Source organism: Algibacter sp. (assembly GCF_029245835.1).
Classification (GTDB): domain Bacteria; phylum Bacteroidota; class Bacteroidia; order Flavobacteriales; family Flavobacteriaceae; genus Algibacter_B.
Genome location: NZ_JAQWOO010000037.1, coordinates 14453 through 29580 on the forward strand (window position 1 = coordinate 14453; position 15128 = coordinate 29580).

Consider the following 15128-nt stretch of genomic DNA (forward strand, 5'->3'; position numbering starts at 1 on the left):
GGGCGATAACAAACCATTATTTTATATTTTGCGTTGTCATGCGAAATCTTAAAAACTTATGAAATACAAATCAATAATTTTCATTTTAATATTGTTTATTGTCTCTTGTAAAGACCAAAAAAAAGTAATAACATCTGATGTTTTACAAGTGCCTAAAAAACCAAATATTCTTTTTGTATTAGTTGATGATTTAGGACTGACTGATTTAGGATTTACAGGAAGTTCGTATTATGAAACACCTAACATAGATAAACTAGCATCAAAAAGTACAATTTTCACGCAAGGTTATGCAGGGAGCAGAGTTTGTAGTCCATCCAGAGCAACAATCATGACAGGTAAATTTACGGCAAGACATGGTATAACCGATTGGATTGGTGCAAAAACAGGAACCCATTGGAGAGAACATAAAAGACAAGATAAATTGTTACCTGCCGACTACGTTTACAATTTACCAAAAGAAGATATTACACTTGCAGAAACCATGCAAGCCCATGGCTATAATACTTTTTTTGCAGGAAAATGGCATTTAGGAAAAGAAGGCTCATATCCTGAAGATCATGGTTTTGATATTAATGTTGGGGGTTGGGATAAAGGCAGTCCTGCCGGCGGTTATTTTTCACCATATAAAAACCCGAAATTAGAAAACAAAACGAATGGCGAGAACCTTTCTATGAGACTAGCAAAAGAGACTACAACTTTTATAAAACAAAATACATCTGAACCCTTTTTTGTATTTCTTTCTTTTTATGCGGTACATGGACCCATTCAAACTACCGAGACAAAATGGAAAAAATATAGAGATAAAGCTGAAGTTAACGGCACTAAATCCAACGGATTTGTGATGGAGCAAAAATTACCTATTCGTCAAACACAAGATAATCCCATTTATGGGGGTTTAGTTGAAAGTATGGACGATGCTGTTGGTCATGTTTTAAATGAACTAAAAACTTATGGCCTTGATAAAAACACCATCGTCATTTTTACCTCAGATAATGGCGGTGTGTCTTCCGGAGATGCATTTTCAACTTCCAATCTTCCTTTTCGAGGAGGAAAGGGATACCAATGGGAAGGGGGTATTAGAGAACCTTATCTGGTTTATGTACCTTGGAATACATCTACAGAAAAAACAATTGATTATCCCGTAACAGGTGCCGATTTTTATCCTACAATTTTAGATTATGCGCACATTGAGTTATTGCATAACCAACATATTGATGGCATCAGTTTAAAACCCATTATTGAAGCGGGCAAAATTCCTGAAGAGCGTCCTTTATACTGGCATTACCCACATTACGGTAATCAAGGAGGAGACCCCTCATCTATAATCAGAGAAGGCGATTGGAAGTTAATTCATTATTACGAAGATGGAAGTAATGCATTATACAATATAAAAGATGATGCTTTTGAGCAAAATAATGTAGCTACTCAATTCCCAGAAATAGCAACAAAACTAAGTACTAACTTAAAAAATTGGCTTATTAGTGTTGATGCTAAATATCCTGAAACAGATACAGAATTTAATCCTGTTAAAAGAGCTAATTATGAAAAAATGATTCGCGAAAAACGTTGGCCTAATCTTGAGAATCAACGAAGGAAGATGCTCTCAAAAGATTTTACACCTAACAAAGATTGGTGGGGAAGCAAACTAACACATGATTGATTGGTATTAGACTCAAAAAACATAAAAAATATGCGCTTCAAATATAAATTACGAAGGTGCGCTTATAAATAAATCGAAATAACAGAACTATTTTTAAATTGGTACATATAAACAACAAAATTAAAATAAACAGATGAAAACTAAAGTGATAATAACCCTATTAATTACATTAACTATTGTCTCATGCAAAGATGAAATAATAGAAAAACCTATTTATACCGCTGAAAAATGGGAGAATCCTGAATGGGAAAACCCTGAAATTTTTCAAATTAATAGAGTGCAACCAACAGCTTCTTTTTATAGATATAAAACTGCCGAATCTGCCTTGAAAAATAATAACTGGCAAAACTCTCCGCTGTATAAATCCTTAAATGGTACTTGGGGTTTTTATTATGCTGACAGTGTTCAAGCAAGACCAAAAGAGTTTTATAAAGAAGGATTCGATATCCAAGGGTGGGAAACCATTTCGGTGCCTTCAAACTGGGAAATGAAAGGGTTTGGGATTCCTGTTTATACCAATATTAAATATATGTTTCCTGCAAATCCGCCTTATATTCCGCACAATATAAACAACAACGGAAGCTATAAACGCGATTTTGAAATTTCTGAAGATTGGGATGGAAAAGATATTTATTTACATTTTGCAGGTGTTAGTGGTGCTATGTATGTATGGCTAAATGGCGAATTTGTAGGCTATAATGAAGGTAGTAAAACAGCAGCAGAATTCAATATTACCAAATTAGCAAAACCGGGTAAAAACACCATTTCAGTACAAGTATTACGCTGGTCTGATGCCAGTTATATGGAAGACCAAGATTTTTGGCGATTATCTGGTATAGAACGCGATGTTTATATCTATGCTTCAAATAAAGTAACATTAAGAGATTTTACAGTCCTTTCAGATTTAGAAAACAATTATAAAGATGGTGTATTAAATCTTAATTTAGATATTAACAATAATACCGATTCATCTATTGAAAAATCGGTTGAAGTAAAACTCCTGGATGGTGATGTTGAAGTGTATTCAGAACGTAAGTCTGTTACTTTTAATTCAGGTTCTAATACTATTAATTTTGCTAAAACCATTCCCAATGTAAAATCTTGGAATGCGGAACAACCTAATTTATATACATTATTAATTTCTGCAAATAACGAATCTACAGCTATAAAAGTTGGGTTTAGAAATGTGAAAATTGAAAACAGTCAGTTTTTAGTCAACGGACAGCCGGTACTTATTAAAGGGGTTAATTTACACGACCATGATGAAACCACAGGCCATGTAGTTACCGAAGCATTAACAATAAAGGATATGGAATTGATGAAACAAAATAACATCAATGCTATACGTTGTAGTCATTATCCAAAAGATCCTTTTTTCTATAGATTAGCAGATAAATATGGTTTTTATGTTGTAGATGAAGCCAATATTGAGTTACATGGTATGGGTGCAACAAATCAAGGCTTAGACAAGGATTTAGAAAAACAAGCGAAACATCCAGCTTACTTACCAGAATGGAAAGCTGCACATTTAGACAGAACCATTAGAATGTTTGAACGCGATAAAAACTTTCCAAGTATCGTAACCTGGTCTTTAGGAAATGAAGCTGGCAACGGACCAAATTTCTTTGCAACATACAAATGGCTAAAAGACCATGATAAAACCAGACCTACACAATATGAAGGTGCAACAGGTTATGAAAATACAGATATTCAAGCGCCCATGTATTGGTTTATTGAAAAAATGATTGCCTACGTTGAAGAAGGTGGGGCTCGTCCTTTAATACAATGTGAATATGCTCATGCTATGGGTAACAGCCTTGGTAATTTACAAGATTATTGGGATGTTATTGAAAAATATCCAACGATGCAAGGTGGTTTTATTTGGGATTGGGTAGATCAAGGTATTCTAACTGAAAATGAAGCAGGAGAAACGTATTGGGCCTATGGTGGCGATCTTGGTGGTGCACATTTACAGAACGATAATAATTTCTGCCTAAATGGTATTGTTAATCCAGATAGAACAGCACATCCAGCGTTACTTGAAGCTAAAAAGGTCTTCCAAAATGTAAAGATTAAACCCATTAACACAAATGCTCTAGGCGCCATTGAAATTAAGAACATGTACGATTTCACGAATCTAAATACCTTAGATTTTTCGTGGAAATTATTAGAAAATGGTTTAGAAGTTGCTTCAGGAAGTTTACCAAAACTAAATGTTGAACCTTATCAAACTACAAAACAGCTTATTGATTTACCAAAACTAGAAAACACGTCTAGTGATTATCATTTAAATATTTATGCTCAAACATCTGAAGCATCTGAGTTAGTTTCAAAAGGTCATATTCAAGCTTATGAACAAATTCAACTTCAAAAAGGTGATTTTTCGAATAAAATAATATCAAAAGGCACTATTACAACTAGCAAATCAGATGGCGTACTACTAGCCTCTAACGAAAATTTTAAAGTAGAATTTGACACTACATCGGGCGTTTTAAAAACGATTGATTACGGTAGTGGAAATATGCTAAAAACAGGCATAACACCAAATTTTTGGAGAGCTACTACAGATAACGATTTCGGTTTTAAAATGCCTAAAAAATTAGGCGCTTGGAAAAAAGCCACTAAAACACAAGAATTAGTCTCGCTAACAGAGCAAGCTAATCCAAATAACACGGTTAACGTTTCTGCTAAATTCAGATTAGCAGCAGTTAAAGATGCCTTGGTAATTATGGATTATACTTTGTATCCAAATGGAGAAATTATGGTAAATACGAAACTTTCAATTGCAGACTCTAAGCTACCAAATCTTCCTAGATTCGGTACTAACTTAATAATTAATAATGCATTTGATCACGTTAAATGGTTTGGAAGAGGACCACATGAAAATTATCAAGACAGAAATACATCGGCTTTAATACAACAATATGAAGCTAAGGTTTCAGACTTATATTTTCCGTACAGCAGGCCGCAAGAAAATGGATACAAAACAGATACACGTTGGATTGAATTTACAAATGAAAATGGAAAAGGGATAAAAATTTCATCCCAAAATTATTTGAGTTTTAGTGCGCACCATCAGTATAATGATGACTTTGATGCAGGAGATAAAAAAATGCAAAGACATACCATAGATATTGTAAAAAGAGATTTTGTAAACATCAATATAGACCATAAGCAAATGGGTGTAGGCGGCGATAATAGCTGGGGTGCCATGCCACATAAGGAATATCGTATTCAACCTAAAAATTTAAGCTTTATGTACACAATTTCGAAAATAACTGGTAATGAAAAGTAAGCAGGTTTTAGTCATTTTTGTTTTTGGCTTATTTTGTCTGAGTATTTTTTCTCAGAACGATAGTTCAAAACCAAATGTACTTTTTATTGTCTGCGATGACTTAAATGATTATCAAGGTGTATTTGGGGGTCATCCTCAAGCAAAAACTCCAAATATTGATAAACTTGCGGCAATGGGAGTACAGTTTGTTAATGCACAAACCAATGTTCCGGTTTGCTCACCTTCTAGAAACAGTTTTATTACAGGTGTCTATCCTCACGTTTCTAAAGATTATGGATGGACAGATCTGAAAAAACAACCAGTTTTAAAGAATAATAAAACTATAATGCGGCTTTTTAAAGAAAATGGGTATACAACTTTAGGTACAGGAAAAATAACCCATGGCAATGTTGAAAGAGATTGGGATGAGTGGGGAATGTCTTTAAAAAATAATTATGGCCCTTTTTATTTCGATGGTGACAAGAAAACAGCATTACCAACAGTGCCATCACCTTACAGAGCTATTGGCTCTGTAGACGGTTCTTATGGTCGTTTATCAGATGCTGGAATTTCAACAGGGAAAAATGGAGAGAAAGGACTAGTCTATGGATGGAGTAATGAACCAATGAGATATATCAATGATAATGACAGAGATTTGATGCAAGATGAACTGCATGCAAAATGGGCTGTGGAAAAAATAAATGAACTTGAGAAAAGGAAAATTCAACAACCCTTTTTTATGGGCGTTGGTTTTGTAAGACCTCACACCCCTTTGCATGCGCCCGATAAATATTTCGATATGTTTCCAATAGAACATCTAAAATTAGAACATTGGAAAGCAGATGACTCAATTGACACATACTGGAATAATAATTTTGATACTGAACTTAAAGGACCACGATATTATCGTACACTTTTAGAATCTTATGGTGGAGATAGAGAATTAGCTATAAAACACTTTTTACAGGCTTATTTAGCTTGTGTAGCATTTGTTGATGAACAAGTTGGCAAAGTAATCAACGCTTTAAACGAAAGTAAATTTAGGGACAATACGATAGTGATTTTTACAAGTGATCATGGTTGGCAAATGGGTGAAAAAAATTATTTGTTTAAAAACTCACCTTGGGAGGAAAGTGCAAGAATACCTTTAATTATTAAAGCTCCTAATTTTAAGCAAGAATTAAGGGTTCAACAACCCGTTGGTCTCATTGACTTATATCCTACTTTAATTGACCTATGTGATTTAAAGGGCGACAACAAAATCAATGATAAAGGTGGTGATTTAGGTGGGCATAGTTTACAACCTTTACTTAAAAAAGATTTGAAAAACTGGAAGGGGCCTAACGGAGCGTTAACCGTTGTTGGCAACTATGGGGTTAAAACACCCACCGAAAAACAAAATTTTTCTTACAGAACTAAAGACTGGCGGTACATAATATATAGTAATGGTCAAGAAGAGTTATATAATCACAACAATGATTCTTACGAATTGAATAACCTTGCCGAGGTTAAACAAAACCAATCTGTAAAAAGAAAACTGAAAAGCGAAGTCCTTGCGATTTTAAATAAATAAAAAATGATAAAAAGAACCTTTAATTTATTATTAATAGTAGGTTTATTGTCTTGCAAACAAGACAATGTGCTGACCAATTCTTTCAATCCAGGAAAATTATGGTTAGATACTAATGGAGAGCACATTAATGCACACGGTGGTGGTTTTTTAATTTATAATAACACTTATTATTGGTTTGGTGAGCATAAAATTACAGGTAAAGAAGGCAACAGAGCCATGGTTGGTGTTGGCGTGTATTCGTCTAAAGATTTATATAACTGGAAAAATGAAGGTATTGCTTTAGAAGTAAGTAATGATTCAAATTCCAAACTTATAAAAGGCTGTACCTTGGAGCGCCCAAAAGTTATTTATAACAAAAAGACAAAAAAATTCGTTATGTGGTTTCATCACGAATTGAAAGGTCAAGGCTATGATGCTGCATTAACAGGAGTTGCCATTTCAGACAACATCACGGGTCCATACAATTATATAGATAGTTTTAGGATTCATCCTGGTGTTTTACCACTCAATTTTTCTCAAGATGATTTTGATAATGCATCAATAATAGAAAGTAGAAAAGATGAAAACTGGAAAGAGAAGGTTATAAAAGGTGGTTTCTTAAAACGAGATTTTAAAGGGGGTCAAATGTCTAGAGATATGACCTTATTTGTAGATGACGATCAAACCGCATATCATATTACGGCTTCAGAGCAGAATCAAACCTTATTAATATCTAAACTATCTGATGATTACCAATCATTATCCAATGAATACGTTAGAGTATTTCCGGGTCAGAGAAATGAAGCACCAGCTATCTTTAAAAAAGAAGGAACGTATTTTATGGTTAGTTCTGGGTTAACAGGATGGAAGCCTAATCCTGGAAAGCTAGCAGTTGCAAACAATATCATGGGTGATTGGGAGTTTTTAGGAAATCCATGTAGAGGGACAGATGAAGAAAACAAAACCACCTTCTGGTCTCAAAGCACCTATGTTATTCCTGTATTAGGAAAAAAAGATGCATTTATTTTTGCCGCAGATAGATGGCGACCAGAAAACCCTATTGATGGGCGTTATGTTTGGTTACCCATTAAATTTGAAAATAACATACCATATTTAGAATGGGAAAATTCTTGGGATTTAACGATTTTTAATGATTAATAAGAAAAACATAAAACTACTTTTAATAAGTGTACCTCTAGTACTCTTCGTTTTCTCCTGTAAACCCATGCATCAAGGTAAACACCTTTTTATTTTGTCTGGTCAGTCCAATATGGTTCGTTTAGACACAGATGCATCCTTTAGACCTTTAATTGAAGCTGAATTTGGAACCGACCATACTATTGTTGTAAAAGATGCTATGGGCTCACAATCTATTAGCAGATGGTATAAATATTGGAAAGCGCCTAATGGCAGTATTCCTGAAAGTAGAGGCGATCAATATGATAGACTGATGCTGAAAGTGAATGACGCTATTAAAAATCAAAACATTGCCTCAATAACTTTTATTTGGATGCAAGGCGAACGCGATGCCCGCATGGCATTTGGTGCAGTCTATGAAAAAAGTTTATTAGGCTTGTATAACCAAATAGGTGACGATTTGAAAAGAACAGATGTTAACTTTATTATAGGAAGACTAAGCGATTTTGATATGAAAAATGAAAAATGGCCACATTGGACCATGATAAGGGATATTCAAATGAAAGTTGGAGCATCTCACCCACGTTTTGGTTGGGTTAATACAGATGACCTCAATGATGGTTTTAACGCTCTAGGCAAATCCATTCAAAACGATTTACACATGTCTGTAGAAGGCTATAAAACTTTGGGTAAACGATTTGCTGAAAAAGCCATTCAGATTATTAATGATAATTGATATTTCAATTCCTTAAAATTATAGGCCAGACTTCAGAACACGAGCTAGAACTAGAAAAAGAGCAACTTAATTAATTTCAGATGCACCTAAATCCTCCAAAGCGTTTAATTGTTTTAGGAGATCGAACGTTTTTTTTGCTTCTTCATCATCAACTATACTAATAGCAACTCCTGCATGTACCAATACATAGTCAGTTATTTTGGCTTCGGGAACCAGAGCAAGACTAACTTCTTTTTTAACACCATCAAAAGACACTTTTCCTGTTCTAAACGTTTCGTCGAGTTGATTCGTTATTTCTACTAATTTTCCTGGTATTGAAAGGCACATAAGAATTATTATTTATAATATTAAGAAGGAATATTTGATTTCAACCATTCGTACCATGTCGACATACCTTCTCCTGTAGTGGCCGAAACTTCGAAAAATTGTAATTTCGGATTCACTTGTAATGCATATTCCTTTAATTTATCAATATTGATATTTACATAGGGTAACAAATCCATTTTATTAATGATACAAATATCAGAGGTATGAAACATATCCGGATATTTTATAGGTTTGTCTTCGCCTTCCGTTGTACTAATAATTACAACACGTTTAGATTCTCCTAAATCAAACATGGAAGGACAGACTAAGTTCCCAACGTTTTCAATCATTAAAACACTGTTATCCTTAATATTCAGTTTTTTAACCGCATCATAAACCATATCACTTTCTAAATGACACCCTTTTCCTGTATTAATTTGAATTACTGGAATATCTAAAGCATCAATACGGTTAGCATCATTTAAGGTTTGCTGATCGCCTTCAATAACGTAAAACGACACCTCTTTTTTTAAACTTTTTAAAGTTTGTTCTAAAATTGATGTTTTACCTGAACCTGGAGAACTTACCAAATTTATAGCAAAAATATTTTTTGCGTCAAAATACCCTTTGTTTCTGGCAGCCATAACATCATTATGTTGCAAAATATCCTGTTCTAGATGCAGTACCGTTTTATGGTGATGATTATGACCATGTGAATGCTCATGATGCTGGTGATCGTGATGGTGATTATGGTCATGAGAATGGTCATGACTATGTGAATGTCCATCGTGATGATGGTGATGACTATGTTCGTGAGCTTTTACCTCTTTCGGATTTTGAATAGTAACACCATTCTCACCTGTTCCGCAACCACATGTTCCACACATAATTATTTTTTTTAATTTACTAAAATACTATTCGTTAGAATATTCTTTTTAAAATAGTCTTTAGCCTGATTCATATTTAATTTGGCCTTTTTGCTCATTCCAATTTCTAATTCCCATTGATAGCCTTGTATTCCTAAAATAGAAGCTTTAGGATTATGATGATACAAGGTGTTAGCTAAATACAAAATGGTCTCTGGTTTTAATGCATGTGTACTAAAGCTATAGATTTCTGAAGGTTTACATGTTTTAAAATAAAATCCTTGTTCTGTATCTTCTTTTGTAGCATCAACAAATATGACCGTTTCATAATTGGAAATTAATTCGGCATCTTCAATTTGAAGTTGGTATCTGTATTCCAAATCCATATCCATGTTTTGGGTTTCAAGAAAGTCTAAAAACAACCATCCTAAACCATCATCTTGTCTTCCGGTATTACCAATACCTAAAACTATTGTTTTATGTTTACCTTCTTTTTTCATGTATTAATTCTCCAGCATGATTGTAAAGTGAAACCTCTAAAGGCATTTGTCCTAGCGCATGTGTTGCACAACTCAAACAGGGATCATAAGCCCTAATTGCCACTTCTACTTGATTTAACATGCCTTCGGTAATTTTAGTTTCACCACTAATAACATTATTTGCTACCCATTTTACAGCTTGGTTCATAGGCTCATTATTATGCGTGGTTGAAACTATCAAATTGCAACGGGTAATACGATCTTTATCATCAACTTCATAATGATGAATCAAAGTACCACGTGGTGCTTCAATAATTCCGATACCTTCATTTCGTCGCGTACCTTTTCTTAAAAGATCATTGCTCAATATATCTACATCATTTAATAAAATTTTCATCATTTCAGCACAATACAGCATTTCGATTAAACGTGCCCAATGCGAGTACATCGTTTTATTGTTTATTTTGTTATTTGTTGCCAATTTGAATATAATGCGTTCTTCTTCTGCTAAAGGTGTTTCTATACCGCTACAAATATTTATTCTAGCCAATGGACCAACTCTATTCCATCCTTTTTCTTTTCCAAGTTCTTTTAAATATGGAAATTTTAAATAAGACCATTTTTCTACACCTTCATTAAAATACTGTATATAATCATCGTTTGGAACATCATTTAAAGTCACCTTTCCGTTAGCATCGAGAGCTCGTAAATGACCATCATATAATTCTAAAAATCCATTTTCCTTATTAACCAATCCTAAATGTCCGGAAGGATAATCTGCAAAACTATTTAACCATTTGTGGTTTGCATCATGATAGTTTTTAATAAAATCTATGATTTCATGTGACCAATGAATCATAGCATCAACAGATGGAATTTCCTTACCATTCAAAAAGTAATCCCTATCTTTTAAGGAGACTTTTTTATGAACACCACCGGGAATTGCTGAGATTCCGTGAATACGTTTTCCTGCTATGGCTTTAATGATTTCCTGACCAAACTTTCGCATTAATATCCCTTTTTTAGCCAAATCGAGATGTTTTATTGCCACTTCAGCAACATTACGCTTAGATGGGTCTGCATCTACACCAAACAATAAATCTGGGGATGCCAAATAGAAAAAATGCAAAGCATGAGATTGAAATACTTGACCAAAATGTAATAATTTCCTGATTTTTTGGGCTGGCAATGATAAATCTTTTGGCTCTAACCCTACAATCTGATCGATGGCCTTAGCTGCTGCTAAATGATGACTTACGGGACAAATACCGCATAAACGTTGCACTAAAGCTGGAGCTTCCCAGTATGGATGCCCTTGAATAAAGCGTTCAAAACCACGAAATTCAACAATATGAAAAAAGGAGTCTTTCACCTTATTGTCTTCATCTAAATGAATGGTTACTTTACCATGACCTTCAACTCTTGTTACTGGATCTATGACTAGTTTTTTCATTTTTAATCGTATTTAAATTCTTCGTGAGTAATGGAGTAGTCTTCATTTAACAAAATGTTTTTTACAACTTTCCAAATATGATTGGCATCTGGAGGACAACCAGGAATGTAATAGTCAATTTTCACTATTTCATTACATGGATACACCTTGTTAAGTAGCTTAGGAATATCTTCATGATTAGGGATAACATTGGCGCCTATTTCGCTGGTAAGACCATTAATATAGGCTTCTTCTAAACATTCTTTAAGTGGCACAAAATTTCTCATTGCTGGAATGCCACCCATAATAGCACACTCACCAAAGGCAATAAGGATATCGCATTTTTTCCTAAATTCTTTTAAGACTTCAACGTTTTCTGAGTTTGCGCAGCCACCTTCAATTAGTCCAACATCACAACGCTTACTAAACTTTTTAATATCTGTTAAAGGTGATTTATTGAATTCCACAATTTCTAAAACATCAACAATATCAGTATCTATATCTAAAAGTGACATGTGGCAACCAAAACAACCTGCCAAAGATGTGGTAGCAACAATAAATTTATTATTTGCATCTTTTTTAACAAATCTTTCTTTAGGTTTTGCTTCTTTATCTTTACCAACTAAATCATATTTTCTATCCCCAAAAGGTTCATTATAAATCATGCCTTTAACCAAAATAGCTCCAACAGGACACAAATCCATAGCATGCATGGCTTCTGATTGAGATAGTTTTGCTTCTTCTTCATAATCAATTTGAACCCGTGTATTAATACCTCTTTTCACAAATGAAAAAACATCTTTTCCTTCATCTGTTTTAATGTCTTCAACACAACGCTTACAAAGAATACAGCGATTAGATTCCATAATCATACGATCTGAATTAAAATCCACAACCTTTTTGCTATAAACATGGGGGAATCTGGTAACTGTTATGTTCATATCATAGGCCAGGTTTTGCAAATCGCAATTGCCACTTTTTTCGCAGGAAGGACAAAAATGATTACCCTCAGCAAATAACATTTCTATTATAGCTTTTCTAGTATCTATAAGTTCTGGTGTATTAATTTCAACCTCAATCCCTTCATTAACTTTTGTGGTACAACTTGTTGTGGTTTTACCGTTTACAACTACGGTACAGATTCTACATGTTCCTAAAGCATGTTCTTGATTATGAAAATGACACAAGGTTGGTATATAGATTCCATTTTCTTTTGCGGCATCTACCAAATTTTTACCTGCTTCCACTTGGTAATTATGGCCATCAATCTTAATATTGACTAGATTATTCATAGGTAGTTTCTATTTCGTGAATTATTTTGTCATAATCATCAACCGCTTTTTCTAAATTAAAAGCTTTGTTAATATCGCTTTCTGCTAACAGACACTTATTAAATTCTTCAGGAAATTTTAACATCGCCGTCAATAAACAGTTTGTTGATGTTTTTCCTAGTCCGCACCTACTGGATTGTTTAATAATATTACTCCATTCTTTTATTTCATCTAAATCATTTTTATCGGCATTACAGAGTTTTATTTTATGAAGTTTCCTGTTTAATAAGAAGTTGCCTGTTCTACAGGGTACGCATATGCCACATGATTCTGCTACAAAAAAGTCTGTAATATTTTGTAGAATAGGCAAGAGGTCTCTTGTTTTATCAAAAACCATAAAAGCACCACCACTTCTTAATCCTACCGCGCTCATTTTACGTGCATATTCAATAGGGTCATTTATTTGAAATTGGATATGTTCTGCTAACAAATTTTCACCAGATATTTCCCTGTCGAAATCATGAGATGATAAACACTCTCCTGAAAAACCATTATATAAAATGAAATGAGGATCTTTAGCTTCTATCAAGTCTAAAAAATCTTTTAACTTCATGCCCCATTCTATTTCATAAATACCGGGTTTATTACAGTCGCCAGAAACACTCATGAGTTTTGTACCGGGTGTTGCTTTAGTACCAATTGCCAAATATTTATCTACTCCCATTTCTAGAATTCTTGGAACCGCACAAAGGGTTTCAACATTATTTACAACGGTAGGTTTTCCTAAATATCCTTTTTCTACAGGGAAATACTCTTTTGTAGTGGGCTCGCCCCTTTTACCTTCCATAGATGCGATAAGTGCGGTTTCTTCACCACATACATAAGCTCCTGCACCCATGTAAATATTCAAATTGAAATTAAATCCCTCAATACCAAGAATATTTTCCCCTAGTAATCCTTTTTTAAGGAACTCCTTAATAGTTTTTTCTAGCTTATCTTTTAAATAAAAATACTCTGCCCTTAAATAAATAGTACCTTCTGTAGCTCCAACAGCATAACCAGCAATAGCCATACCCTCAATCAGCAAGCCTGGGAGTATATTCATTAAAACACGGTCTTTAAAAGTGCCTGGTTCGCCTTCATCAGCATTACAAATAATATATTTTTGGTCCGCTTTATTATCTCTACAAAATTCCCATTTTAAACCTGTTGGAAAAAAGGCGCCTCCTCTTCCAGATAGTTTGGATGCTTTTACCAAATCGATAACACCATCTGGTTCAATGCCTATTATTTTTTTTAATGCATCCCCTTGTTTATATGGCTTAAAAAACACTGTTTTGTTTTCTTCAGGTGTATATTGAATATTATTTTCGGGAAAATCACTTAAGGATTCTAAAGATTCACCTTGCCGTAATTTTAAGATTAAGATTTTTACTTTTTCTGGGGTAAGATTTGTAAAAGCTTTAAAATTAATTAATGCAGATGTTTCTTGGTCGCTCAACCCGATACAAGACGTTTCAAATAAGCCAAACAACTCATCTTTTGTAACATGCCCTGTTTTTACACCAATTTCAGTTTCAAATGATTTTTTCACCCGATCGAAATCTTTGTGTTTTGAAACAATGGAATTGTTCAAATAAATGGTGTATTTACCCGCATGTTTACGATGATAGAAATGATAAAAGGAAATAACACCTTCTAATTCCATTCTTGAGATGTTAAATACTTTTGAAATTTTAGTCATGTCATCATGACTTATGTACCTTCTTTTTTTTTGAATATCCCACAAGATATTCATCAGCGAGGATTTTTGTAGAGTGCTTTCTTTAGTATCCATAGTAAAGAAAAAATGATTTGCAACTAAATTAACACTCTTATAGCACTTAAAAAATGACATTTATCATTTACAGCCTGATTATTAGATCTTTATCTTTTGTTTAAATTCACAGGGTTATTGAAGATAAAAATGCTGATTTTTTAGTCATTTAATAACGTTACTGCAAAACCTCTAATGCTTTTACTATCAACTCTTTGCCTTTTATAATAGCCTTTAAAAAGCTATTGCAGTTTGGACACGCATCATAAACTTGTTTTAATTCAAAAATGGTATTACAACCACTACATTTTGCCTCTCCTTTTATTATATGTATTTTTTTAGATGCATGCTCCAAAACAGTGCCTTCAACGGCCAAAGTCCAAACAAATTCTAAAGCGTCCACCTCTATCCCTGATAAAGTACCTATTTCAAGTTCTATGGACTCCACTTTATTGGCCTTTGCCTTAGCTGTTTCTTTTTCAGCTATATCAACTATTCCCATTGCTATACTCAGCTCATGCATAGTGATTTCATTTTTAATTATAACAATAATAAATAAATATTAAAGATTTTCTTATGACCTAAATCATGTTTATATT

General features: G+C 33.7%; 12 protein-coding genes. 5 read left to right on the forward strand and 7 right to left on the reverse strand.

All coding sequences use genetic code 11. The features are described 5' to 3' along the window. Nucleotides 1-58 precede the first annotated feature (58 nt). The 5 genes from P8K68_RS06460 (at nt 59) to P8K68_RS06480 (ending at nt 8359) form a co-directional block, all read left to right on the forward strand. Complete coding sequence (locus P8K68_RS06460) at nt 59-1660, forward strand: sulfatase (RefSeq protein ID WP_300248873.1); 1602 nt, start codon at nt 59-61, stop codon at nt 1658-1660. Nucleotides 1661-1793: 133 nt separating this feature from the next. Further along, entirely contained in the window at nt 1794-4955 is a 3162-nt protein-coding gene (locus tag P8K68_RS06465; RefSeq protein ID WP_300248874.1) for a glycoside hydrolase family 2 TIM barrel-domain containing protein, read from the forward strand. After that, entirely contained in the window at nt 4945-6507 is a 1563-nt protein-coding gene (locus P8K68_RS06470) for a sulfatase (protein ID WP_300248875.1), read from the forward strand. The genes P8K68_RS06465 and P8K68_RS06470 overlap by 11 nt, the downstream gene beginning before the upstream one ends. A gap of 3 nt (nt 6508-6510) precedes the next feature. Further along, a complete protein-coding gene (locus P8K68_RS06475) occupies nt 6511-7644 on the forward strand; it encodes a glycoside hydrolase family 43 protein (protein WP_300248876.1) in 1134 nt (377 codons plus the stop codon). Further along, nucleotides 7637-8359: a sialate O-acetylesterase gene (locus P8K68_RS06480; RefSeq protein ID WP_300248877.1), complete on the forward strand. Its 723-nt coding sequence runs from the start codon at nt 7637-7639 to the stop codon at nt 8357-8359. Before P8K68_RS06475 ends, P8K68_RS06480 begins: the two co-directional genes overlap by 8 nt. A gap of 66 nt (nt 8360-8425) precedes the next feature. Here P8K68_RS06480 and P8K68_RS06485 read toward each other — a convergent pair whose 3' ends face one another. The 7 genes from P8K68_RS06485 to hypA all read right to left on the reverse strand — a co-directional run bounded on the left by P8K68_RS06485 (nt 8426) and on the right by hypA (nt 15052). Next, on the reverse strand, nt 8426-8686 hold the full coding sequence (locus P8K68_RS06485) for a HypC/HybG/HupF family hydrogenase formation chaperone (RefSeq protein WP_300248878.1): 261 nt from the start codon (nt 8684-8686) through the stop codon (nt 8426-8428). A 20-nt stretch (nt 8687-8706) separates the two neighbouring features. Next, nucleotides 8707-9552 (reverse strand): hydrogenase nickel incorporation protein HypB, encoded by an 846-nt coding sequence (hypB, locus tag P8K68_RS06490; RefSeq protein WP_300248879.1) that lies wholly within the window; start codon nt 9550-9552, stop codon nt 8707-8709. An 11-nt stretch (nt 9553-9563) separates the two neighbouring features. Then, nucleotides 9564-10031, reverse strand: a complete 468-nt coding sequence (locus tag P8K68_RS06495; RefSeq protein WP_300248880.1) for a hydrogenase maturation protease — start codon at nt 10029-10031, stop codon at nt 9564-9566. Beyond that, on the reverse strand, nt 10015-11463 hold the full coding sequence (locus P8K68_RS06500; protein ID WP_300248881.1) for a Ni/Fe hydrogenase subunit alpha: 1449 nt from the start codon (nt 11461-11463) through the stop codon (nt 10015-10017). The genes P8K68_RS06495 and P8K68_RS06500 overlap by 17 nt, the downstream gene beginning before the upstream one ends. Before the next feature lie 2 nt (nt 11464-11465). Beyond that, nucleotides 11466-12734 (reverse strand): 2Fe-2S iron-sulfur cluster-binding protein, encoded by a 1269-nt coding sequence (locus P8K68_RS06505; protein ID WP_300248882.1) that lies wholly within the window; start codon nt 12732-12734, stop codon nt 11466-11468. Next, nucleotides 12727-14610 carry an NAD(P)H-dependent oxidoreductase subunit E gene (locus P8K68_RS06510; RefSeq protein WP_366143732.1) on the reverse strand — a complete coding sequence of 628 codons (1884 nt, stop codon included), beginning with the start codon at nt 14608-14610 and terminating at the stop codon, nt 12727-12729. The genes P8K68_RS06505 and P8K68_RS06510 overlap by 8 nt, the downstream gene beginning before the upstream one ends. A 97-nt stretch (nt 14611-14707) precedes the next feature. Further along, a complete protein-coding gene (gene hypA / locus P8K68_RS06515; protein ID WP_300248884.1) occupies nt 14708-15052 on the reverse strand; it encodes a hydrogenase maturation nickel metallochaperone HypA in 345 nt (114 codons plus the stop codon). Nucleotides 15053-15128 lie beyond the last annotated feature (76 nt).

Bases quoted from the DNA above. Each gene is read 5' to 3' on its own strand.
- P8K68_RS06460 (WP_300248873.1), top strand. From the start codon at position 59: ATGAAATACAAATCAATAATTTTCATTTTAATATTGTTTATTGTCTCT.
- hypA (WP_300248884.1), bottom strand. From the start codon at position 15,052: ATGCATGAGCTGAGTATAGCAATGGGAATAGTTGATATAGCTGAAAAA.
- hypB (WP_300248879.1), bottom strand. From the start codon at position 9,552: ATGTGTGGAACATGTGGTTGCGGAACAGGTGAGAATGGTGTTACTATT.
- P8K68_RS06510 (WP_366143732.1), bottom strand. From the start codon at position 14,610: ATGTCATTTTTTAAGTGCTATAAGAGTGTTAATTTAGTTGCAAATCAT.
- P8K68_RS06480 (WP_300248877.1), top strand. From the start codon at position 7,637: ATGATTAATAAGAAAAACATAAAACTACTTTTAATAAGTGTACCTCTA.
- P8K68_RS06470 (WP_300248875.1), top strand. From the start codon at position 4,945: ATGAAAAGTAAGCAGGTTTTAGTCATTTTTGTTTTTGGCTTATTTTGT.
- P8K68_RS06500 (WP_300248881.1), bottom strand. From the start codon at position 11,463: ATGAAAAAACTAGTCATAGATCCAGTAACAAGAGTTGAAGGTCATGGT.
- P8K68_RS06475 (WP_300248876.1), top strand. From the start codon at position 6,511: ATGATAAAAAGAACCTTTAATTTATTATTAATAGTAGGTTTATTGTCT.
- P8K68_RS06485 (WP_300248878.1), bottom strand. From the start codon at position 8,686: ATGTGCCTTTCAATACCAGGAAAATTAGTAGAAATAACGAATCAACTC.
- P8K68_RS06505 (WP_300248882.1), bottom strand. From the start codon at position 12,734: ATGAATAATCTAGTCAATATTAAGATTGATGGCCATAATTACCAAGTG.
- P8K68_RS06495 (WP_300248880.1), bottom strand. From the start codon at position 10,031: ATGAAAAAAGAAGGTAAACATAAAACAATAGTTTTAGGTATTGGTAAT.
- P8K68_RS06465 (WP_300248874.1), top strand. From the start codon at position 1,794: ATGAAAACTAAAGTGATAATAACCCTATTAATTACATTAACTATTGTC.